This window comes from Gordonia hydrophobica NBRC 16057 (assembly GCF_001592365.1).
In the GTDB taxonomy this organism is placed as follows: Bacteria; Actinomycetota; Actinomycetes; order Mycobacteriales; family Mycobacteriaceae; genus Gordonia; species Gordonia hydrophobica.
The window spans coordinates 253,577-277,066 of the sequence record NZ_BCWU01000005.1; the positions used below are offsets into that span (position 1 = coordinate 253,577).

Below are 23,490 nucleotides of genomic sequence, written 5' to 3' on the forward strand. Positions count from 1 at the left end.
TGGGGTATGTCGAGTTCTCGGAGAGCGGGGTGACCCCTGAGCAGTTGCAGTCGGCAGTGAATGCGGCGTCCCGGCATCCGGCGCTGCGTTCGGCGATCGCGACCCCCGATGCGCTGATCGACATCGATCGACCGGCTCCGACGGTCCGAGTTCACGACCTCAGCGCCGACGAAGACGGCGGCGAGTCCGCACTGGCTGCCGTCCGTGAACGGATGGCGGGCACCTACTTCCGCCTCGACGAGGGCCACGCCTGGGACGTCGAACTCTCGCTCCTGGGCTCCGGGCGGTCGGTGATCCACCTCGCGGTGGCGCTCACGGTCGCCGATCTGATCGGGATCACCGTGCTGTGCGCCGAGATCGCCGCGCATATCGCCGTACTCCGCGAGACCGGAGCCGAGCCCGACCCCGCGCCTCGCATCGACTACGCGGACGTCCGCGCGGCTCTCGCCGACAGCACTCCGAGACGTCCGAGCGTGCCCGGTGACATTCTCGCGACGCGCGTCGACGAACTGCTCGAGGCGCCGGTGCTTCCGATGGTCGATCCGGGCGGGCCCGACGTCGCACCCCGGGTCACCCGGCTCGCGGCGACGCTCGACGATGAGACCTGGACGCGACTCGGCGAGCTCGCCGGTGACATCGGAGTGACCCGCGCGGCGATTCTGCTGGCGGTCTACGCAGAGGCCTTGCGCCGATGGACCGACGACGAGCGGCGCGACTTCATCATCACCGTGCCGGGCCTGTCGGTCGCCGGTACCGAGGCGCACATTCTCGATCGCACGCGAATCTACGCCACTCGCTGCATCGATCGTCCCGACCTCAGCGCTGCTGACGCATTCGGAGAATCCGCTGCCGAACTCCGCTATCGGATCGCGCGCGGAGTGGACGCGGTCGACGAGCTCAGGCGGGCCGTCGCCACCGGGGCCGGTCACCGTGGGCTCGCACCCTACGTCCTCACCTACAGCGCCGACCGACCCGTCCTACCTGCCGCGGCCACCGAACTCCTCGGTCATCCCACGATGATCCGATCGTCGACACCCCAGGTGATCATCGATTTCCAGGTCTATCGCTTCGTCGCCGACGAAGTGAGCCTGTCGTTCGACGTCCGCGACGGTGTGCTGGCCGACGGCGTCGCCGAACAGCTCTTCGCCACGACCGTCGAGGCAGTGACCGCACTCGCCGACTGGAGTCCGGAACAGGTTCGCTCCACCCGCATCGCCGATGTGGTGGCCCTGCCCGAGCAGGTTCGCCGCCACCGCGAACTGCTCAGCGGTGAGCGGGCCGCACCGCCCGGACTGTTGCACGACGATTTCCGTGACGCCGTCGCTCGACATCCCGAGCGGGTGGCGCTCGTCTGTGCCGATCGGCAGTGCGACCGGATCGCGGTCGAACATGAGGCGTTGACGTACGGCGACGTCGACGCGTTGGCGCGCGCTCTGGCCATCGACCTGATCGACCGAACCGATCCTGACGACATCGTCGCGCTCGACCTCCCGAAGGGACCGGCACAGATCGTCGCGGCGCTGGCGGTTCTCTATGCCGGTTGCACGTATCTCCCCATGCCACAGGGACTCCCGGAATCGCGACGCGGCGCGATACTCGACGCCGCGCGACCGACAGTGATCCTGGGGCCCGACGACCTTCCCAGCACGGTAGCGCCCGCACCGGGTGCTGAGGGCAGGCGCGACGCCGCTCCGGCCGCTCCGGCATATGTGATCTTCACGTCGGGATCCACCGGGACGCCGAAGGGGGTGGTCATGTCGCACGCCGCGGCGGTCAACACCGTGCGCGATGTTCGCGATCGCAACCGAATCGACGCGGACGACGCGCTGATCCCGGTCGCCGCGATGTCCTTCGACCTCAGCGTTTTCGACGTCTTCGGCGTCCTCGGGTCCGGCGGTCGACTGATCTGTGTGGGGGATGCCCAGGCCCGCGACCCGTTCGTCTGGCTCCGCCTGATCGACGAGCATCGGGTGACCATCTGGAACAGTGCCCCGATGCTCGCCGAGATGCTGGCCGCCGCCGCGGATCGTCGGACCCCGCCACTGCCCTTACGTCGTGTCCTGTGCTCCGGCGACCGCATCGACCGGGGGCTGTACGACAGACTCGCCGCGATCGCGCCCGAGGTCACGGTGGTGGCGATGGGCGGCGCAACGGAGGGCGGTATCTGGTCCAACGAGTTCCTCGTCGGCGCCGACACCGCACTGCGTCCGGAGTGGGCGTCGGTGCCGTATGGCGGGCCGCTGACCGGACAGCGTTACCGGGTCGCCGACGCGGACGGTCGTGACTGCGGCGCGCATGTCGTCGGTGAATTGTGGATCGGCGGCGAGAGTCTCGCCAGCGGTTATCTGGGCGATCCGGAGCTCACTGCGGATCGCTTCGTCGACGACGCCGGTGACCGCTGGTACCGAACCGGCGACCTCGGCCACTGGGAGGCCGACGATGTGCTGGTCATTCACGGCCGCACCGACGGGCAGGTCAAGATCCGCGGCCATCGCATCGAACTCGGCGACGTCGAGGCGCACCTGCGTCGCTTACCGGCCGTCACTGACGCCGTCGCCTTCGCGTTCCCCGGCAACACCGCGCTCGGTGCAGCCGTCGTCCTGTCCGCACCCGCCGAGGGCGCGACCGGCGACGATATCGTCGGCGACGCGGGCAGAGTGCTGCCCGCGCACATGGTGCCGCGCCGGATCGACGTCTGGGACGCCCTCCCGGTGACCGGGAACGGCAAGGTGGATCGGGCGGCGGTGGCGACGCACGCAGGCGACACGCGGCCGACATCCGTCACCATCGACGAGACGGTCGACGCACGGACGGCGTTGGTCGTCGCGGCCTACGCCGAACTGCTGCCGGGGCCGGTGGACGAGCACACGAACTTCTTCGCAGCGGGCGGCGAGAGTTTGGCGGCCGCCCGACTGTGTCGCCTGCTGGCCGACGCCGGTCACGTGATCACGGTGGCGGATGTGCTCGCGGCCCCCAGCGCAAGCGCACTGGCCGATCTGCTCTCCGACGTCCCCTCGACCCCGTGCGACAATGCGCGTGAGGTCGCTGTCGACACGTCGGTCGACCGCTTTCCGCTCACGCCCCTGCAGCGCGCCTACACGCTCGGTCGTGACGGCCTCCGTGACCAGGTCCGCTCGGACACGCTCTTCACCCTCGTCCTCTCGCTGCCGGACCACGTGGGTGCGGACGATGTGCACCGCGCCGTCCGACGACTCACCGACAGCTGGGAAGGTCTTCGCTGTGCGCGAGTCGGTGACGGTGAGCAGGGCGTCGCTGACGCCGTCGACGTCCCGCTTGTTCGGGTATCCGGGCCGCTGCGCGACTACCTGCCACACCACCGATGCCGTACCGTCTGCGCCGTCGTGGTCTCCGAGCAGGATCCCGGTGAGGTGGGCCTGGCCATCGACTATCTGGGACTGGACGCCCGCAGCCTGGTGACCGTGGTCTCCGCGATCATCGCGGTGGCCGACGGCGGCGAGATCCCGTCCCGTGTGCTCGGGGACCTCGCGGGCTTCGCCGTCCACGCTCGCACACCCTCGCCCAGCAGTACGACGATCGGAGGCAGGCGTCCGGTACCCGACGATGTCGACCTCCGGGTGCCGATGCGCGCGGTTCCGACGGAGCTCACGCCGTTCGCGTCCCGGCGCATGGTGCTGACCGACGTCGACGGGCTGAACCGCGCCGCGGACGACGCGGGCGTCACGCCGAGCGTGCTGCTGTTGCACGCCTTCGGCGCGACACTCAGCGAGGCGCTGACGGCCCCACGCATACCGATCACCGTGCCGATCTCGCATCGCCCCGTGGAGACCGCAGGCGCGGAGTCGGTCGAGGTCCTCGGAAACTTCACCCGACTGGAGACGGTGATCGTGGATCCTGCCGCGGGCCCCGAGGCCGTCGGAGCGCAGCTGTGGGGCCGGATCGGCAGCGAAGACCCCGCCGCACCGGGGGCGGGTGGCCCGGAGAACCGCATCGTCTTCACCTCGACCCTCGGCCTCGACTATTCGACCGCCGATGCAGCGCTCACTCCCGTCTGGTCGCTGACCGCGACGCCGGGAGTACTGCTCGACTGTCAAGTCCTCGATCATCCCGACGGCATCGAAATCCGGTGGGACCATCCGCACACGGTGCTCGATCCGACGTTCCTCGACCGCGCCCAGCACCTGTTCGTCGAGCGACTCGGACTGACCGATGAGCGGGCATCGATCCGAGCGTCGTCCGCCGCGAGCCTCCTCACCACCGAACAGGTCCTCGACGCGCTCGAACAGCGGTTGCGGCCGGACGTCGTCGACGATGCCCCGTCCGCGGCACTGCTGCGTGGGATCGCCGACCGTCATCGCTCGGGACTTCGGCCCGACGACGGCACCGCGCACTGGACGGCCGACGACGTCGACCACCTGACAGCGGTCCTCGACGGCTCGGTTCCGCAGACAGCGCTGCTGGAGCACCCGCGTCTGGCTCCGGACGCGATGCTCGCCGCGACCGACCAGTTCGGCGCTTTCCTCGATGATGTAGCCGGAGAGATCGTCGCCAAGGCAGCAGCGCTGGGGCGGGCGATTCAGGTCGTCGAACTGGGTGCCTCGGTCGGTGAGCGGGTGATCCGCCGACTCGGCGACCTCGGCGCCGACCATCACTGGGAGTGTGTGGAGCCGGATCGACTGCTCGCGCACATCGCCCATCGGCGTGGGCTGCCCGTGCGCGCCGAGGCATCGGCAACGGTGGCGGACGTCATCGTGATCGGTGGCGCCGCACACCGCGACCCGCGGATCCTGCGAATTCTGCACCGGCTGCCGCGCCGAGACGACGCCGTGCTCTGGCTGTGCGAGCCATCGCTCGACAGGCGAGAGATCCTGCTGTCGGCCGCGATCCTGAATCCTGCAGTGCTGACGCAGCGGGTCGACGCCCCGCTCTGGCACTGGTGTTCCGTGCTTCGCGACCGCGGCTTCACTCCGGTCCGCGCCGTGGAGCACGACTCGCTCGTGTCCATCCGGGCAAAACTCAGCATCACACCTCCCGACCATCGGCTCTCAGCTGCAGCGGAATCCCCGGTGGCATCGGCGTCGACACGCACGCAGCCGACACCGGCACCGGCATCGGTACCGGCACCGACCGACACGGCCTCCGACGACGTCGCGACCATCGCCACCGCGTGGCGGGAAGTTCTCGGGCTGACCGCCGATCCCGAACCGCATACCGACTTCTTCGACGTGGGCGGGGACTCGTTGAGCGGGACTCGAGTGATCTCTCGGCTGGCGGCCGACGGCTTCACCGAGGCCCGCTTGGTCGATCTGTTCAACCAACCGGAGTTCGGTGCCTTCGCCGCCACCGTGCGCCGCACTGGAGTCGAGCATCCGCGCGTACCCTCGACGAGCCGTGACCCGCATGTCGCGGTCGGCGACGACGGCGCGTTTCCGCTGACGGCGGTGCAGCGCGCCTACCTGGCGGGACGCGATTCCGAACAGATTCTCGGCGGCAACAACGCCCACTGCTATTTCGAGCTCAGCGTCGACACCCTCGACATCGCAGCGCTGGCACGAGCGGTCGACGTCGTCGTGGCGCGCCATCCGTCGTTGCGGTCGCGGACGGTCGACGCGTGGACCGGCGAGGTCGTGGTCGCCCATACGAACTCGGCGCCGCTGGCGTGCGCGGACCCGCGCGCAGCCACCGAGGCCGAATCGATCGACCCGACACTGCCCGGCGCGCTCCGTGTCCGGGTCGGATCTGACGTGGGCGGTTCCTCGGTCGTCGGCATCGGCATGGACAACCTCTGGCTCGACGGCCAGTCGATGTTCCTGGTGCTCGACGAACTCAGCCGCGCTTATCGCGGCGAGGTGCTGCCGTCGCCGGTGAACCTCACGCCGGCCGACTACCTCGCCGGACATCCGGAACTGGTGGTGTCGGCTGCTCCCGAAGACCGCGTTGCCGCGGTGGCGCGCGCGTTGCCGCCGGCGCCACGGATCTGGAGCCGGTCGTTGGCCGGTGTCGAAACGCCTCGCTTCGACCGTGTCGAGACGCTCATCCCGACCGCGGAGTGGACGCAGATTCGCCGCTGGTCGGCCGGCCGACGTGTCTCGCCGAACGCGCTGCTGCTGGCCGCCTACGTGCGCGTGCTCGGCCGGTGGGCGTCGACCGACGCGCTGACGGTGAACGTGACAGCGTTCGATCGCGATCCGACGGTGCCCGAGGCGGCTGCGCTCGTCGGCGACTTCACGCGACTGTTCCTGGTCGGAGCCACCGACGTCGACAACGACTTCGCAGCGTTGGTGCAGCGCGTGCAGCAGGCGGTGGTCCGGGGGATGAGCGAACCCGAGTACGCGACCACCGAGATCTGCCGGGAACTGCTGTCATCGCGAGGGACTCCCGTCGATGCGATGTTCCCCGTGGTCTTCACCTCGGGACTCGGGTTGTCGCCGACGGGCCGACACGATGACGAGGACCGACTCTTCGGACGCCTCGAGCGGGTCCGTTCGCAGACTCCGCAGGTGGTCTTGGACCTGCAGGTCACGGAGGGCAGCGCAGGGCTGCGGCTGACCGCTGACTTCATCACGGAGTTGCTCGGTCCCGATGCCGTTCGCGATCATCTCGACGAACTGACAGCGGCCCTGCGCCGTTGCCTGCTCGATCCCGAACAGGCGAGCACTCACGATGACGGACTCCACGACCGGCACGGAATCGTCGAGCAGGTGACGCGCGCCTGGTCGACGACACTCGGGGTGTCGGAGATCGGCGCGGACACGAACTTCTTCACCTCCGGTGGCGACTCCCTCAAAGCCACCGCACTGATGCGCCGACTCATCGAAGACGGCCTCGGCGGACTCTCCTTGCGCACGCTGCTCGAGAACCCCCGATTCGACGACTTCCTCGTCGCAGCGACGGCGACTCCGGCCGTCACTCCTACGCAGCCCGCGATGCTCGACGACGATGAGGCCGGAGACGGTTTCTCACTCACCGAGATCCAGGCGGGCTATCTGGTCGGTCGAACCGCCGCGTACGCCGACGGCGGCACCGGCTGCCAGGGATATCACCAGTTCGACCTCGTCCTGTCCCATCCCGACGCATCGGCGGGTGGCGCCCCCACAGTGGAGCGTGCTCCACGGCTCCGCGCTGCCTGGGCGCGCGTCGTCGACGCTCACCCGATGCTGCGAATGCGGGTCGATCCCGATCGCTTCGAACAGCGAGTGGATCCGAACCTGGACGTCCCACTGCAGGTGATCGAGTGCGCAGACCGAGCCGATGCCGATGAGGAGAGCGCCCGGCTGGCGGACCGATTGGTGCGGCACGTCTACGATCCGTCCGAGCCCCGTCCGCTGCTCGACGTCGTCGTGGTCCTCGGCCCCGACTCGGCTGTGCTCCATGTGTCGGTGGACCTGCTGGTGACCGATTACGTCGGTCTTCGGATCGTGATCGACGACTTCGACCGTGCGCTGCGCGGACTCGACGTTCGTCCGCCGTCCGCCACGTTCGGCGACTACCAGCGCGCGGACCGCCGTCGACGACAGACTCCGCAGTACCGGGAACGCCGTCGCCGCGCCGAACAGTACTGGACGCACCGAATCCCAGACCTGTCGGCACCGCTGCGGTTCCGCTCCGCTCCGAACGCCTCCTCCGATGGCCAGTCGGCTCCGGGGTACACGCGACGCTCGCAGCACCTGTCCACCGCTGAATGGGATCGGCTGTGTGCGACCGCAGCCGGTCTGGAGGCGACGCCGGTCGCGCTGATTCTCGGTGAGTTCGGTGCGGTGGCCGCAGCCCATGCGGCGCAGCCGTCGTCCACGGTGATGCTGACGCGCGTCGACCGGCAGCCGTTGGTGGCCGACATCGACCGCATCGTCGGCGACTTCACCTCGACCTTGATGATCGAGGTGCCGGGCGGCCTCGATCGAGCGACGGCCGTCCGCCGTGTCCGCGACGAGGTCTTCGCTGCCCTGGATCACTCCGAGTTCTCCGGAGTGGAAGTGGCGCGTCTGGTGGCCGGCGACTCGAGGACGCAGACGGTGGTGCCGGTGGTGATCACGTACACCGTGGACGCGGCCGACTCCGCGGCCCCTCGCCTGGTGGTCCCGCGCGAGGGCACCGGGCGCAGCCGGACTCCGCAGGTTCTCCTCGACGTCCAGATCACGCCCCTGCCGGGCGGCGTCGCCATCGACTGGGATGCGCGTGACGACGGATTCGACTCCGAGGTGCTCGACGCAGCCTTCGCTGACTTCGTCGAACGTCTGCGTCGTGTCGGAGCAGCGACGACGGCCGTCGAGACCGCGCTCGCGGTGGCACACGAGCGACTCGCGCTGTCCGATGATGCGGTGGCAGACCTGCTGTCCGACAGTGAGCAGACGGTCCGCGACGTCATGGCCTGGCACCTCGCCCGAGCCGGAATGCATCGTCCGATCGCCGTCGCCGAGGTGGCGCGCCGCCTCGGCGCCGGACCGCGGACACCACTGGTGCGGCGGTGGGTCGAAGAGTTGATCGCAGCGGGGATGGTCAAGGAGTACACGCACGGTGTCTGCCTGACGGCGCCGGCGATCCCGCTCGCGGACAGTCTGGAACGGTGGCGATCGATTCGGGCACGGGCCGCAGAGATCGACTACGGCGATCGCCAACTCGCCTATGTCGAGGAGTGCCTGCATTCCCTGGAAGGGCTGTTGAACGGCAGCGTCGACCCGCTCGCACTGCTGTTTCCCGGCGGGGAACTCGAGGTCGCCCGCGCGGCCTACGACGACAATCTCCTCGCCCGGTACCTGAACGGGGTCTGCGCCGCAGGGATGCGAGCGGCGGCCTCCGGCCGATCATCGCTGCGGGTCCTGGAGGTGGGCGGCGGCGTCGGCGGAACCACGCGGACGGTGCTCGACGAATTGGCCGGGCACCGCGTCGACTATCTGTTCACCGATGTCTCCCGCTTCTTCTTGGACGCGGCCGAACAGCGATGGCCGCAGGTGAGCACGGCCCTGTTCGACGTCAATGACGACCGCGCTCCGTCGACCGACGGGTTCGACGTGATCCTGTGCGCCAACGTGCTGCACAACGCCCACGACATTCCGGCTGCCGTCGCACGGCTCCGTCGACTGCTGCGGCCCGGCGGCGCGCTCGCAATCATCGACTCCACGGCACCGTCTGCGGCGCTGATGGCGACGATGGAGTTCAAGGAGGGACTCGCCGATCGCCGGGACCTGCGGGCCGAGACCGGCTCGCCGTTCCTGCTGCTCTCGCAGTGGTGTGACGTCCTGGCGGAGGATCAGGTGGCGGTGTATCCGCCGTCCGGGCATGTGCTGGAGACAGCGGGTCAACATCTGTTCTGGGTCACTCCCGCGGCCGCCGCGTCGCAGGCGGCGCCGCACGAGCGTGAATCGCAGGTCGCGCAGATCTGGTCCGAAGTGCTCGACGTGCCCGTCGCCGGGCTGACGGCCGACTCCGACTTCATGACGTCGGGCGGCGACTCGCTCCTGCTGGCCCGATGCGTCGGACGGCTGCGACGCGAACTCGACTGGGCCGAGCCCTCTGCCTGGGACCTGGTGTACCGGCGAGTCGTCGCCGATCCCACGATCGCGGGCTGCGTGGCCGCGCTGACCGGTCGGTCGACGACGGATCGGCGTGTCCCAGAACCAGCGCTGACTGCCGATCCGCACGCCTGGGTCGACACGGCATCCCGCCGCGACGCCGTCGAGGCCGGCCTCGACGGCCCCACGGAGGCTCGGCTTGTGCAACTCGTCGCGCCGACGGCGGTGTCGGCGACGCCGATCGTGCTCTTCCACGACGGCTCCGGTGGGCTCGGTCCGTACCGCGAGTTGGTCGATGCGCTCGGCACGCGCATCGACGGCGGGGTCTACGGCATCGAGCGCTCACCCGGCGACGGCTATCTCGACATCCCCGCCGAGGACCTGTTCGCCGTCCTGCAGCAGCGCTGCGCCCGATCCCTCCTGCGCCTGCATGCGTCGTCGATTCACCTGGTCGGCTACTGCATGGGCGGACTCCTCGCCGCGGGTACGGCACCACTGCTGGAGGCGCACGGCATCACGCCGATCGTCACGGTGATCAGCTCCTACCGCATCCCGTTCCGGCTGACCGACGACGTCCTCGCGGACTATGCCTTCGCCAAGGCGCTGGGCTGGGATCCGGCCGATTTCGGCATCGACGTCGATGATGATCACGTCGGTGCCACGCTGACCGACGCCCGCGCCGCCGGCCATCGGACGATCGACGCCGAGGTGGTTGCCGAGCACGGACCGGGCAGTCTGACCGACGCACTGCGTGCCGCCCCGCCGACGGTGCTCGATCGGGTCCGCTGCGCGGTGGGTGCGCGGGGTCGCGACGGCATCACCGAGGAGGTGCTGCTGGGCATGCGAGAGACCTTCGTGCACAGCGTCTCGGCGGTCGCCGCGTGGCGACAGCCCGTGATGGTGACTCCCGCTACGTTCCTTCGCCAGGAGAAGCCGATGAGCTACCTGCCGTCCCTCGGTGAGGACATGTCTGACTTCTGGCGGTCGCACTGCGTCGGCGGACTGGACGTCGTCGACATCCCGGGTGATCACTTCAGCTGTCTGAACGGCGCCAACGCATCGTCGGCGGCGCAGTTGCTCGCCGAGTTGACGCTCGCGACGGCCGACCAGGAGGTCCGGTGAAGATCATCGTGGTCGGTGCGGGCGGCACCGTCGGCCGCTCCGCAGTCCGTCATCTGCGCGCTCGTCTCACGGCGAGCGACGAACTGGTTCTCGTCCGCCGTGGTCCCGCCGACACCGATCCGGAGGGCGGGCCGGCGATCACGGTGCTCGACGTGCGACTTCCGCTGACCGACTGGCCCGCGGAGTTCGCCGACGCCGACGTGCTGTTGTCCTGTGCCGGGCCGTCGTATCGGTACACCGATGCGTTGGCGCGACGGTGCGATGCCCGCGGCGTCGCCTACGTGGACGTCGGCGGCGACCGGCCGTGCCTGGACGCGCTGGCACGCGTCGAGCCCACCGTGCCGATCCTGTTGGGCGCCGGTGTGCAACCGGGGCTGCTGGCCTGGCTGATCGGGGAGGTCGCCGAACCGGGGGCGGACGTGCTGGCACTGTGCGGCGGGGCGCAGCCACTGTCTCAGGCCGCCGTCGCCGAGTACGCGCGCAGCGTGACCGACCCGGATGGCTGGCCGGGACGCGCGTGGGTCGCAGGCAGTCCGGAGACGGACACGTCGGCGCCGCCGGTGCCGCCGACCGCATCGGCCACCGTGCATCTGCATCTGGACGCGGAGTCGGCTGACCTCGCGGCCCGGATCGGCCCGGCGCGATTGCGCTGTTTCAATGTGGTCGACGCTCCGCGGATCGCGGCCGCGCTCGGGCGTCTGGTCTCCGGCGAGATCTCGGTCGACGACGTGCTCGACGCCGCCCGTCACCACGAGGGCGCCGATGCAGAATCCGATCGCGCACCGTATTTCACCATCGCGGTGACCAGCCGTGGGCCGACCGGTGTCCGTCGCGCTCGAATCACCGTCGACGACAGTTACGCGCTCTCCGGCGCCGTTGCCGCCGCCACGGTGCTCGCCGTGCGGGCCGAACCAGCCGGGGCGCGCTGGGCGTCGGCGAGCGCGGCCGCGGCGTCCTGGGCCGACGTGGTCGAAGTGGACCGGACACCGACCGCCGAGTGCATCGTCGTCGGCGCCACCTTCGGGCGGGTGTATGCGCAGGCGCTGGCAGCCGACCGTGGGCCACTCGCGCTGGTCGGGATAGGTGGAGTGGGCGGACCCCGTTCCACCGACCTCGCCGCCACCCTGGACGTCCCAGCGCTGCGCGGCACCGTCTCCGGTGTCGACGCCGCCGTTGTCGCAGTGCGCGGAGAAGTCGTGGGTGGGGCAGGCGACGAACTCGTCGACGACCTGTTGCGCGCCGGGGTCTGCGTCCTTCAGGAGCATCCGGTCGACGCCCGCGCGATGGGACGACACCTGCAGATCGCCGCGGAGCACGGGCTCCGGTATGCCCCGACGGGCTTTTACGAGCATCTCCCGACGAGCCGTCGATGGATGGCGGCCATGCATCGCCTGCGCAGTGCAGGTGCCGTCGCTCATCTCTCGGTGCGGACCAGCATGCAGGTCCTCGAGCGCGCGCTGCTCATCGTCGCCGACGGTCTCGAGGCCGTTCCGTTGGAAGCCGGCCGGATCACCCCGATCCGTCCCGGTGCGTTCCTTGTCTCGGCCGATTGGGGCGGTGTCGCGGTCGATATCGCCGTCAACAACCGACGCGACCCCGACGACCCGGATGCGAACAGCCATCCGATCTTCTCCGCGGCGGCCGTGACCGGTGGGGGAGAGCTGTCGTGGCCGCACATCCATGCCCCACTGCGGTGGACTCCGCACCCGGAGATCGTGGTCGAGGACCACGTCGCCGCGTTCACCCTGCTCGACGATGAGGACTCGGCGGATCGGTCCGCTGACGTCGCCGCGCTGTGGGCGAGCGCTGTCCGCACGTCGGTGCATGCGGTGCTCGACTCCGCAGCCACCCCGACTCCGGTCTCCGGACGACATCTGGCGGTCGTCGACTGGTGGCAGCACCTGTGTGCCCGAGCGCCGCAGCCGGAGTTGATCGGGCTCGAACGATGACCGCACGGGTGATCTGGACCCTGCTGACGCCGGTGCGCGGGAGGATGGTCGCCGCCGTTGCGGTCCAAGTGGTGTCCTCGGTGACGTCGGTGGTGCCGTACTGGGCGCTCATGGTCCTGATCGACCGCGCGCTGTCCGACGGCGCCGACGCGCTGACCACTCCGCTCATCGTCTTCGTCGCCGGTCTGGGGGCGTCGGCGGGGCTCGGCGCCTCGGCCCTGTTCCTCTCCCATCTGGCCGACGTGGAACTCCAGGCCGAGCTGCGGCTGGCGCTGGCCGATCGGATCGGGCGCCTGCCGCTCGAATGGTCGGCGGACCGGTCCAGCGGAAGCATCCGACAGTTGCTGAACGACGACGTGAACGCTCTGCATCAGCTGGTGGCGCACACGCTGGTGGAGATCGTCGCGGGCGTGCTCACTCCGGTGACCGGCCTGCTCTTCTGCTACGTCGTGGACTGGCGGCTCGGGCTCGCCGCCACTGCGCCGATGGTCGTCTACGCGATGCTCTTCGCGGCACTGGCCGGGGAGTCGGCGAAGACCGGCATGGGCGCGATCAACAACGCGCTCGCCGCCGTCTCGACCGCCATCGTCGAATACGTCGACGGCATCGCTGTCCTCAAGGTCTTCACCCGCGATGCTCAAGGATTCGGGCGCTTCGCGGGTGCTTCCGAGGAGTTCCGCCGCACGTTCCGCGCTGTCGCCGGTCCGCAGATCCGTGCCCAAGCCGTCGCAGTCAGCGCGCTGTCCGCTCCGGTCGTCGCCGCGTCGGTCCTGGCCGCCGGAATCTGGTCGCACCAGCACGGGTGGTCGTCGCCGGGCGAGCTGGTGGTCGTGGCGACCGTCGCCATGCTGGTTCCCGCCGGCGTCTCGACGGTCGCGCTGAGCAACCAGGCACGCCGGACGTCCGAAGCGGCTGCGGTGCGGATCCATGAGGTGCTGCGGGCGCCGGTTCGGGTGCTCGTCGAACCGGCCGCCGAACCCGTCGACGGTTCGCTGCAGGTGGACGGCGTCGGGTACCGCTACCCCGGCGGACCGGAGGTCTTGCACGACGTGAGCTTGTCGATCGCCCACGGCGCGACCGTGGCGCTGGTCGGACCGAGCGGATCGGGAAAATCGACGCTCGCCGCCGTGCTGGCTGGACTCCGCGAGCCCACCGCGGGACGGGTGACGATCGGCGGGGTGGATCGACGGAGCATCCCGGAGACGCGGTTGCGTCGACACCTCACGGCGATGGTGCAGAACTCGACGCTGCTCCGATCGTCGTTTCACGACAACATCGCACTCGCCGCACCCGGTGCCGCCCGCGCCGAGGTCGAAGGCGTCGCGCGCGAGGTCGGCGTGTTCGACCGCATCGCTGCGACACCCAGTGGATTCGACTCGATCGCGGGTGTGGACGCCCACTTGTCCGGCGGGGAGGCGCAGCGCGTGGTCGCGGCGCGATCGATCCTCGCGGGCAGCGCGATTCTGGTCCTCGACGAGGCCACGTCGGCGGCCGATCCCGAGGCAGAGCACCGTGTTCAACTGGCCATCGACCGCGCGGTCGCCGACCAGACCCTCGTCATGGTGACGCACCGACTGCCGACGGCGACCGAGGCCGACCTGATCGTCGTCCTGGACCGCGGTCGGGTCGTGGAGACCGGCCGCCACGAGGACCTCCTCGCCGCCGACGGACTCTATCGCCGCATGTGGTCGTCCTCGATCGAGGGGGCTCAGCGATGATTCGGGCGTTGCTCCGCCTCGCCGATCCGCGGGGACGTGATCGGATTCGACGGACGGTGCTGCTCGCGATCGTCGCCGGGACCTCGCACGGGTTCGCGGTCGCGCTGATGGTGCCGGTTCTGCAGTCCCTGCTGGGTTCGGGGGAGCATCTCGGCCTCTGGTTCGGCGCGATGATCGCCGCCTGCCTGCTGCACGCTGTCACCCTCGCCGCCGCGACGGTCGATGCCTTCGGGTCGTCGCTGCAGGTGATCGAGTCGATGCACACCCGGCTGGGCCGCCGGTTGATCTCGTTGCCGGTCGGCTGGTTCTCCGCGACCAGCGCCGGGCGGGCGTCCGACCTCGCTGTGCGCGGCACGCTGTTCGTGGCGCAGACGTCGATGGACGTCGTGGTGCCGGTGGTCGTGAACCTGACCTCGCCGATCATGCTGGTGGTGGTCGTGTCGGCGATCGACTGGCGGACGGGACTCGCGCTGGCGCTCGGCGGCGCGGTGATCGCCGCGGTGGCGCGGTGGGCGTCGTCGCGCGACGCCCGAAGCGAGCGCGCCTTGGCGGCGGCCGCCGCCGAGAGCGATGCGCGAGTGCTGGAGTTCGCGAGCCACCAGGCCGAACTGCGCGCTGCGGGTGTGGCCGATCGCGAGTACGCGCCGTTGCGCAACGCGATCGAGGAACGCCGACGCCGCGCGCACGCCGCGCAATGGGACTCGGTGCTCGGGATGGTCGCCCAGAGCACGGCGGTACAGGTGGTGTTCGGCACCGTGGTCGCGCTGTCGATGTGGCGCCTGACCGGTGCCGACGGCGGGGACCCCGTGACCGCTGTCGCGTTGGTGGCCGCCATCACGCAGGTGGTCGGTCCCTTGCGCGTCATCGCGTCCATGAACACGGCACTGCGGGCGTCGACCGAGGAGATCGCGCGGATCTCCGATCTCCTCGAGACGCCGTCGCTGCCGGAGCCGGAACCCCCGACCGCACCGCCGGACTCCACCGACGTGGTCTTCGACGGTGTGCGGTTCGGTTACGACGATCGACCGGTCGTGAGGGGACTGTCGGCCACGCTCCCGGATCGGCGGGTGACGGCCGTCGTCGGACCGTCCGGATCGGGCAAGACCACGCTCGTCCGCCTCATCGCCCGACTGTGGGACGTCGACGCGGGATCGGTGCGCATCGGCGGCGTCGATGTGCGCGACCTGGAGACTCACGACCTGTACGGGTCGATGTCGCTGATCTTCCAGGACGTCTACCTGTTCGACGACACGCTGCTCGCCAATGTGTCTCTCGGCGATCCCGACGCCGACCACGATCGCATCGAGCGGGCGGCGACGTTGGCGCGGCTGACGGAGGTCGTCGAACGGCTGCCGCAGGGCTGGTCGACGCCCCTCGGCGAGAACGGTGCACGACTGTCGGGCGGCGAGCGGCAGCGGGTCGCGATCGCGCGAGCGCTGCTGCGGCGGGCGCCGCTGGTGCTGTGCGACGAGCCGACCAGCGCCGTCGACCTGCCGACCAACCGCGCGATCACCGAAGGGCTGATGGCGCTCGCCGAGTCGGCCACCGTCGTGATCGTCGCGCACCAGCTGGAGACGATCCGCAATGCCGACCACGTGCTGGTGATCGAGGACGGCGTCGTGGCGCAGTCGGGCGATCACGACACGCTGATCGCGACCGAGGGCGTGTACCGCAGGCTGTTCGCTCAGCGTGCGGCCGCGGAGCGCTGGCGCCCGGCCTCAATGACGTCTGCAAGCAATCGAGAGGACCCCGACTCATGACTATCGAAACCACCCAGAGCAGGTCGACCAGCACCGCTCGTGACCTGATCTCCGTCGGCGTGTTCGCAGCCCTGTACGCGGTGATCGTCTTCGCGTTCAATTTCCTGGGCTTCTTGAACCCGGTCGCGATGGTGGTCGGCCTGCTGGTCGGACTGGTGGCGGGCGGGGTGCCGTTCATGCTCTTCCTCACGAGAGTTCACCGGCCGGGGATGATCGTGCTGTTCGCCGTCTTGTTCGGCGCCGTCCTGCTCATCACCGGACACCCGGTGGTCGCGATCGGCCTGCTCCTGGTCCTGGCCGTCGTTGCCGAGGCGATCATGTATCTCGGCCGCTATCGGTCGCGATCCGCGGCAGTCGCCGCGTACACCGTGTTCTCACTGTGGGCGGCCGGCCAGCTGTTGCCGCTGTTCTACGACCGGTCCGGTTACCTGGACGGTGCGGGCATGCAGGAGATGAGCGCCGAGTACGTCGATTCTCTCGATCGCCTGCTGTCGGTGCCGGTGCTGATCGGAGTCGACCTCGCGACCGTCGTGTTCGGTCTTGCGGGAGCGCTTCTGGGCCTGCGACTGCTCGACAAGCACTTCCGCAGAGCAGGCCTCTCGTGAGACTCGACCCACGGACCAAGCTGATCTTCGTCGTCGGATCGAGCCTGCTGCTGTTCGCACCCGGCGGCGCCGCGTGGACGCCTGCGGTGTTGATCCTCGGTTGCGTGTTGTCCGCGTCGGTCCGGGCGTGGCGACGCCTGCTGCTCGTCAGCGTCACCGCAGCATCGCTGGGCGCGCTGGCGTACGGCCTGCCCGCGGTGGCCGACTCGCCGGCCACCGCGGCGCTGGCGGTCGTCGCAGCATTCGCCCTGCGGTTCGCGGTCCTCGGCGGCGTCGTCGCCCATCTGCTGTCCACCACCGACATCGGCGACTTCACGGGTGCACTGCGGGCGGCGCGGACACCGCAGGTCATTCTCGTGCCCGCCACCGTGATGCTGCGGTTCTTTCCGATCGTCGCCGACGAGACGCGCGCGGTGTGGGCCGCGATGCGGCTGCGACAGTTGACCGGTGTCGGCGCCCTGCTCCGCCACCCGATGCTCGTCGTCGAGCAGCTGGTGGTTCCCACCATCGCGTCGAGCCTGCGGATCGCCGACGATCTGACGGCGTCCGGGCTGGTGCGCGGCGTGACGGACCCCGGACCCACCACCACGTTCCACCGTCCGCGGCTGACCGCCGTCGACGCCGGTGCTCTGCTCGGCGCGGCAGTGCTGTTCGGGTGTACCTACGCCACGCTGAAAGCGGTGTGATGAACCCTCCGACGATGATCGACGTCCGTGGCCTGCGGTGGCGGTTCCGCGCCGCGGATCGCGAGAGTCTGCGCGCGGTGGAGCTGACCGTCCCGCAGGGACAGACCCTCGTCCTCTGCGGGGCCAGCGGCAGTGGCAAGAGCACACTGCTCCGCGCGTGCAGCGGACTGGTCCCACACCTGTACGACGGCCAGTTGGACGGCAGCGTCCGGACCGCAGGCCTCGATGTGGCGAGCGCCGGATTCGATCGGCTCGGTCGTCGGATCGGCCTGGTGTCGCAGCATCCCCGCAGGCAGTTCTTCGCCGACCGGGTGATCGACGAACTCGTCTTCGCCTCCGAGAACTTCGGTGTCGATCCCGACCGCATCGGTGCGAACCTCGAGGCCACGGTGGAGCAATTGTCGTTGGCTCCGCTCCTGACGCGGCGCCTGTCGACGCTGTCGGGCGGTCAACAGCAACGGGTCGCGATCGCATCGGCGCTGGTCCACCGTCCCGACCTGCTTCTCCTCGATGAGCCGACGTCGAATCTCTCGGCGTCCGCGATCGACGAGGTGGTGAGCGCACTCGCCGCAGTGAAGGCGACGGGCACCACCATCGTCATCGCCGAACATCGACTGCACGCCGTCGCACCGATCGCGGACCGACTGGTGATGATGGCCGACGGGCGCGTGGAACAGGACTGGGACCCGTTCTCGCCCGCCACCTTCACCGACGAGGAGGCGGCCGCGCTCGGCCTGCGATCGCTGTCCGCGCCGACCGCCGCCCTCCCGCTCGCCGAGACCGGCGGCGCCAGAGCGTCAGGCGGGTCGGTGCCTCGGCCCGGACTCACCGTTCGCGACCTGACATGCACGGCAGCGGGGCAATCGATCCTCGACGTGCCCTACGCGGAGTTTCCGCGCGGTGCGGTGACCGCGGTGGTCGGTGAGAACGGGGCGGGCAAGTCCACGCTGCTCCGGGTCCTTGCAGGGCTGCAACGGCATCGCGGTGCGATTGCGCTCGACGGCGTGGACCTGCCGCGTCGCCGCAGACGCGGTCGGACCGCGATGGTTCATCAGGACGTCGGCCGCCAACTCTTCTTCGCTTCGGTCCGCGATGAGGTGGCCGAGGCCGCGCCGGACGTCTCGTCGGCAGCGGCGTCGCGGGTCCTGCACCGCTTCGGTCTCGCGACGGTGGCCGACCGGCATCCGCTGGCGCTGTCCGGTGGACAGCAGCAACGGCTGGCGATGGCGACGGCCGGGCTGAGCAGCCGCGATGTGCTTCTCTTCGACGAACCGAGTTCCGGCGTGGATCGACGGAATCTCGATGCGCTGGTCGCCGTGATCCGTGACGCCGCGCGGCGTGGCGCGGTCGTCGTCCTCGTGACGCACGACGAGGCGCTGCTGGCCCGCGCCGCGGACAGTCGTCTGGTGTTGACGGGTAGCTCTCGGGCATCAGTCACAATGGACGGGTGAACTCGACGACGCCCAAGCTGCTCGGCCCCGCGGAGATCCGTGCACTGGCCGCCGAACTCGACGTGCGGCCCACCAAGACGCTCGGGCAGAACTTCGTCCACGACGCGAACACCGTCCGACGGATCGTGACCACGTCGGGGATCGGCAGCGACGACGTCGTCCTGGAAGTGGGGCCCGGCCTCGGATCACTGACTCTCGCCCTCCTGGAGAAGGCGGGACGGGTCGTCGCCGTCGAGATCGACCGCAAGCTCGCGGCGCGCCTGCCGCAGACCGTCGCCGAGTTCGCTCCCGCGCAGGCACCGAACTTCGACGTCGTCACCGCCGACGCGATGACCGTGCACCCCGACGACCTTCCGTACGTGCCGACCGCGCTGGTCGCGAACCTGCCGTACAACGTCGCCGTGCCGGTGCTGCTCCACCTGATGTCCGAGTTCCCGACCATCCGTACCGCGCTGGTGATGGTGCAGGCCGAGGTCGCGGACCGCCTCGCCGCCACGCCCGGCGGCCGGATCTACGGCGTCCCCAGCGTGAAAGCACGCTTCTTCGGCGATGTCGCCCGCGCGGGCTCCATCGGCACGCACGTCTTCTGGCCCGAACCCAAGATCCAGTCCGGTCTGGTCCGCATCGACCGCCGCGACGCCTTCGGCACCGATCGCGACCTCCGGGTCCGCACGTTCGCCGCGATCGACGCCGCGTTCGCTCAGCGGCGCAAGACGCTGCGGTCGGCGCTGTCGTCGTGGGCGGGGTCGGCGCCGCAGGCCGAGGAGTTGCTCCGAGCCGCCGACATCGATCCCGGACTGCGCGGTGAACGCTGCAGCGTCGACGACTTCGTCCGACTCGCCCGCGTCCGCAAGGACGCAGGCAGCGACGCCGGGACGCCGCGATGATGGGTGGAGCCACCGCCCGGGTGCCGGCGAAGATCAACCTGCACCTGGGCGTCGGCCCGCTTCGCGATGACGGGTTCCACGAACTCTCCACGCTGTACTGCGCGCTGTCGCTGTACGACGAGGTCACCGTCCGCGCCGCCGACGATCTGTCGGTCACGGTGCGCGGCGAGAGCCGCAGGCAGGTCCCCGCGGACGCCACGAACCTCGCTGCGCGCGCCGTCGTCGCGCTCGCCACCCACGCGGGCACGGATCCCCGCGTCGCGATCACGATCGCCAAGAACATCCCCGTCGCGGGCGGGATGGCCGGCGGATCCGCCGACGCCGCGGGGGCCCTGGTGGCCGCCGCACGCCTGTGGCGGCTCGACATCACCCGTGACGAACTCCTCGCGATCGCCGCCGATCTCGGCTCCGACGTTCCGTTCTCCGTCGTCGGCGGCGCGGCGCTCGGCACCGGTCGCGGCGAGCGACTGCTGCCGGTACTGCATCGGGGGGAACTGCACTGGGTCCTCGCCGTGGCGGGAACCGGACTGTCGACGCCCGACGTCTATCGTGAGATCGACCGTCTGCGGGCCCGTGACGAAGACCAGCCGACGGCCGCGGGAACCGCACGTCCGGACCCTCTGCTGCAGGCGCTCGCGTCCGGCGATGTGCACGCGGTGGCGCCTTTGCTCCACAATGATCTGCAGCCGGCCGCACTGTCGCTGCAGCCCATGCTGCGGCGTACCCTCCGCGCCGGACGCGAAGCGGGAGCACTCGCCGGGATCGTCTCCGGCTCCGGCCCCACCTGCGCGTTCCTGTGCGCCGACGCCGATGCCGCGGTGTCGGTCGCCGCAGAACTCTCGGGTTCGGGGGTCGCGAAGGCGGTGCGGACCGCGTCGGGACCGGTGCCGGGCGCCCGGCTGGTCCCGATCAACTGAGTTCGCCAGAACAACTGAAGGTAAGGAAGTAGATGTCGCGCACCAACACGTCGCTGATCAATGCGGAACGGATCAGTAAGAGCTTCGGCATCAAGCCGCTGCTGGACGAGGTGAGCGTCGGCGTCCACGAAGGAGATCGGATCGGCGTCGTGGGTCTCAACGGCGGCGGCAAGACCACGCTGCTGGAGATCCTCGCGGGGATCACCGAACCGGACGACGGCCGGATCTCCCGCGTCGGCGACATTCACGTTGCGACCGTCACTCAGCGCGGCGACCTCGACCCGGAGATGACCGTCGCCGACGCCGTCGTCGGCATCGACCGACCCGAGCACGAGTGGGCGGGCGACGCCCGGATCCGTGGCGTCCTCGCGGGCATCGGCGTCGACGAGATCCTGCACCGCAAGGTCGGTGAACTGTCCGGCGGGCAGCGTCGTCGGACCGCACTCGCCGCCGCGCTCGTGACCGATTCCGACCTGCTGATCCTCGACGAGCCGACCAACCATCTGGACATCGAAGGCGTGTACTGGCTCGCCGATCATCTGGTGAACCGGCGCAGCGCGCTGATCGTCGTCACCCACGACCGCTGGTTCCTCGACACCGTCGCCACCCGCACGTGGGAGGTGCACTCCGGTCGCGTCGATGAGTACGACGGGGGATACAACGACTGGGTGTTCGCGCGAGCCGAACGCGCTCGGCAGGCCGACGCCGCCGAGGAGCGACGCCGCAATCTCGCCCGCAAGGAACTCGCGTGGCTGCGTCGCGGGGCGCCCGCTCGCACCTCCAAACCGCGGTACCGGGTCGAAGCCGCGGAGAAGCTGATCGCCGACGTCCCGCCACCCCGTGACACCGTCGAGCTCTCGGCGTTCGCCAAGCGCCGTCTCGGCCGCGTCGCCATCGAACTGGAGGATGCGCACGTCGTCACGCCGGGCGATGCTCCGCGGACGCTGCTGGAGCAGACGACGTGGCGGCTCGCCCCCGGCGAGCGCATCGGCCTCGTCGGGGTCAACGGTTCCGGCAAGACGACGCTGTTGCGCGCCCTCGCAGGCGACGCACCCGTCGCGCCCGGACGCCGCATCGAGGGCAAGACCGTCTCGATCGGGTGGCTGCGTCAGGAACTCGACGACCTCGACCCCACTCTCCGACTGCTCGACGCGGTGGAGGAGGTGGCGGGCACCGTGCTGCTCGGGGACAAGGAGCTCTCGGCCAGCCAACTCGCCGAGCGGCTCGGCTTCTCGCCTGCGCGGCAGCGCACACCGGTCGGCGACCTGTCCGGCGGTGAGCGCCGTCGACTGCAGTTCACTCGGGTGCTGATGGCCGAACCCAACGTGCTGCTGCTCGACGAGCCGACCAACGACCTCGACATCGACACCCTCCAGCAGTTGGAGGACCTGCTCGACGGCTGGGCCGGGACGCTCGTCGTCATCAGCCACGACCGGTATCTGATCGAGCGCGTCTGCGACAGCACCTGGGCGCTGTTCGGCGACGGCAAGCTCACCAACCTGCCGCGCGGGATCGAGCAGTACCTGGAGCGCCGTGCGGCCGACGCCGCCGCACCGGCCAAGACTTCGGCGAAATCGTCCGCCGCGAAGCCGGATGCCGACGCCGGCGGACTGTCCGCGGCCGATCATCAGGCGGCACGCAAAGAGTTCAACGCCGTCGAACGCAAGATGGAGAAGCTGAACTCGCAGATCGCGAAGATCCACGAGACGATGGCTGGTTTCGACCAGAGCGACTACAGCGGTCTCGCTGAACTGACCGAGAAGCTGCGCACCGCGGAGTCCGAGGTCGAGAGCCTCGAGGAGCGGTGGTTGGAGCTCTCCGACCTGGTCGGCTGACGCCCACGCACGCTTCGCGTTGTGTGCCGACGCCAGCTAATCTGACCGGCATGTCTTACATTCGCACGGAGATCCGCGGCACCGTCGGAGAGATCATCCTCGACCGCCCACGCGCCCTGAACGCCCTCGACCAGTCGATGATCGACGACATGCAGTCGGTCCTCGAGGCATGGGGCGACGACGACGCGATCGAACTGGTCCTCGTCACCTCGGCGAGCGATCGGGCGTTCTGTGCCGGCGGCGACATCCGCGCGATCCGCGACCACGCGTTGGCGGGCGAGCCGGACGACGTCCACCGGTACTTCGCCGCCGAGTACCGACTCAACCATTTGATCGCCGAATACCCGAAGCCGTACGTGGCGTTGGTCGACGGTGCGGCGATGGGCGGCGGACTCGGCATCAGCGTGCACGGCGAGGTCCGCATCGTCACCGAGAACGCGCTGATCGCGATGCCGGAGACCGCGATCGGATTCTTCCCCGACGTCGGCGCCACCTACTTCCTGCCGCGGCTGCCGCAAGGCGTCGGCATGTGGTTGGGTCTCACCGGTGCGCGTATCCGCGGCGCCGATGCGCTCGCCGTCGGCCTCGCGACCCACTTCGTGCCGTCCGAGCAGCTCGGCGACGTCGCCGAAGCCATCCGCAACGGCGTGCCGCTGCGCGAGGCGCTCGCCGCTCACCGCGAGCAGCCTGCGTCCGATCTGCCGCTCCGCAAGATCGCCGAGTACTTCGACGAGGCCAACGTCGTCGCCATCGTCGGCGGACTGCGCGGCGCGGTCGGCGACGCGTGGGCCGAGGAGATGCTGGACCTGCTCAGTTCGGCGTCGCCGACGAGCTTGTTCGTCACGGCGGAACTCATCGGCGCCGGGATCACGTCGTCGCTCGCCGAATGCCTGGACCGCGAGTTGTCCGCCGCCGGCCGGATCACCGCGCACCCGGACTTCGCGGAAGGCGTCCGTGCGGTCCTGGTCGACAAGGACCGCAATCCGGCGTTCTCGCCCGCGACCGTCGAGGAGATCGACCCGTCGGTGACGGAGCAGATCGCGGGAGTCTGACGGCTCTCGGAGTTCCCGGG

Annotated in this window: 11 protein-coding genes; all 11 read left to right on the forward strand. The window is 69.9% G+C overall.

Translation table 11 applies throughout. The features are described from left to right. Window positions 1-29 precede the first annotated feature (29 nt). The 11 genes from GH2_RS10815 to GH2_RS10865 are packed head-to-tail and all read left to right on the forward strand — an operon-like array spanning window position 30 to window position 23,470. Complete coding sequence (locus tag GH2_RS10815) at window positions 30-10,610, forward strand: non-ribosomal peptide synthetase (protein ID WP_169802439.1); 10,581 nt, start codon at window positions 30-32, stop codon at window positions 10,608-10,610. Next, window positions 10,607-12,559, forward strand: a complete 1,953-nt coding sequence (locus tag GH2_RS10820) for a Gfo/Idh/MocA family oxidoreductase (protein ID WP_066167189.1) — start codon at window positions 10,607-10,609, stop codon at window positions 12,557-12,559. The genes GH2_RS10815 and GH2_RS10820 overlap by 4 nt, the downstream gene beginning before the upstream one ends. After that, window positions 12,556-14,277 carry an ABC transporter ATP-binding protein gene (locus GH2_RS10825; RefSeq protein WP_066167192.1) on the forward strand — a complete coding sequence of 574 codons (1,722 nt, stop codon included), beginning with the start codon at window positions 12,556-12,558 and terminating at the stop codon, window positions 14,275-14,277. Before GH2_RS10820 ends, GH2_RS10825 begins: the two co-directional genes overlap by 4 nt. After that, entirely contained in the window at window positions 14,274-16,037 is a 1,764-nt protein-coding gene (locus GH2_RS10830) for an ABC transporter ATP-binding protein (protein WP_066167195.1), read from the forward strand. Before GH2_RS10825 ends, GH2_RS10830 begins: the two co-directional genes overlap by 4 nt. Continuing rightward, window positions 16,034-16,642 (forward strand): MptD family putative ECF transporter S component, encoded by a 609-nt coding sequence (locus GH2_RS10835; RefSeq protein WP_066167198.1) that lies wholly within the window; start codon window positions 16,034-16,036, stop codon window positions 16,640-16,642. Before GH2_RS10830 ends, GH2_RS10835 begins: the two co-directional genes overlap by 4 nt. Continuing rightward, a complete protein-coding gene (locus GH2_RS10840) occupies window positions 16,639-17,328 on the forward strand; it encodes an energy-coupling factor transporter transmembrane component T (protein ID WP_066167201.1) in 690 nt (229 codons plus the stop codon). The genes GH2_RS10835 and GH2_RS10840 overlap by 4 nt, the downstream gene beginning before the upstream one ends. Before the next feature lie 14 nt (window positions 17,329-17,342). Further along, entirely contained in the window at window positions 17,343-18,779 is a 1,437-nt protein-coding gene (locus tag GH2_RS10845) for an ABC transporter ATP-binding protein (protein ID WP_066167419.1), read from the forward strand. After that, entirely contained in the window at window positions 18,776-19,666 is an 891-nt protein-coding gene (gene rsmA / locus GH2_RS10850) for a 16S rRNA (adenine(1518)-N(6)/adenine(1519)-N(6))-dimethyltransferase RsmA (RefSeq protein WP_244885366.1), read from the forward strand. Before GH2_RS10845 ends, rsmA begins: the two co-directional genes overlap by 4 nt. Next, window positions 19,666-20,583 (forward strand): 4-(cytidine 5'-diphospho)-2-C-methyl-D-erythritol kinase, encoded by a 918-nt coding sequence (locus GH2_RS10855; RefSeq protein WP_084247437.1) that lies wholly within the window; start codon window positions 19,666-19,668, stop codon window positions 20,581-20,583. Before rsmA ends, GH2_RS10855 begins: the two co-directional genes overlap by 1 nt. Window positions 20,584-20,615: 32 nt before the next feature. Continuing rightward, window positions 20,616-22,418 carry an ABC-F family ATP-binding cassette domain-containing protein gene (locus GH2_RS10860; protein ID WP_066167209.1) on the forward strand — a complete coding sequence of 601 codons (1,803 nt, stop codon included), beginning with the start codon at window positions 20,616-20,618 and terminating at the stop codon, window positions 22,416-22,418. Between the two features lie 50 nt (window positions 22,419-22,468). Then, window positions 22,469-23,470, forward strand: a complete 1,002-nt coding sequence (locus GH2_RS10865; RefSeq protein WP_066167211.1) for an enoyl-CoA hydratase/isomerase family protein — start codon at window positions 22,469-22,471, stop codon at window positions 23,468-23,470. Window positions 23,471-23,490 lie beyond the last annotated feature (20 nt).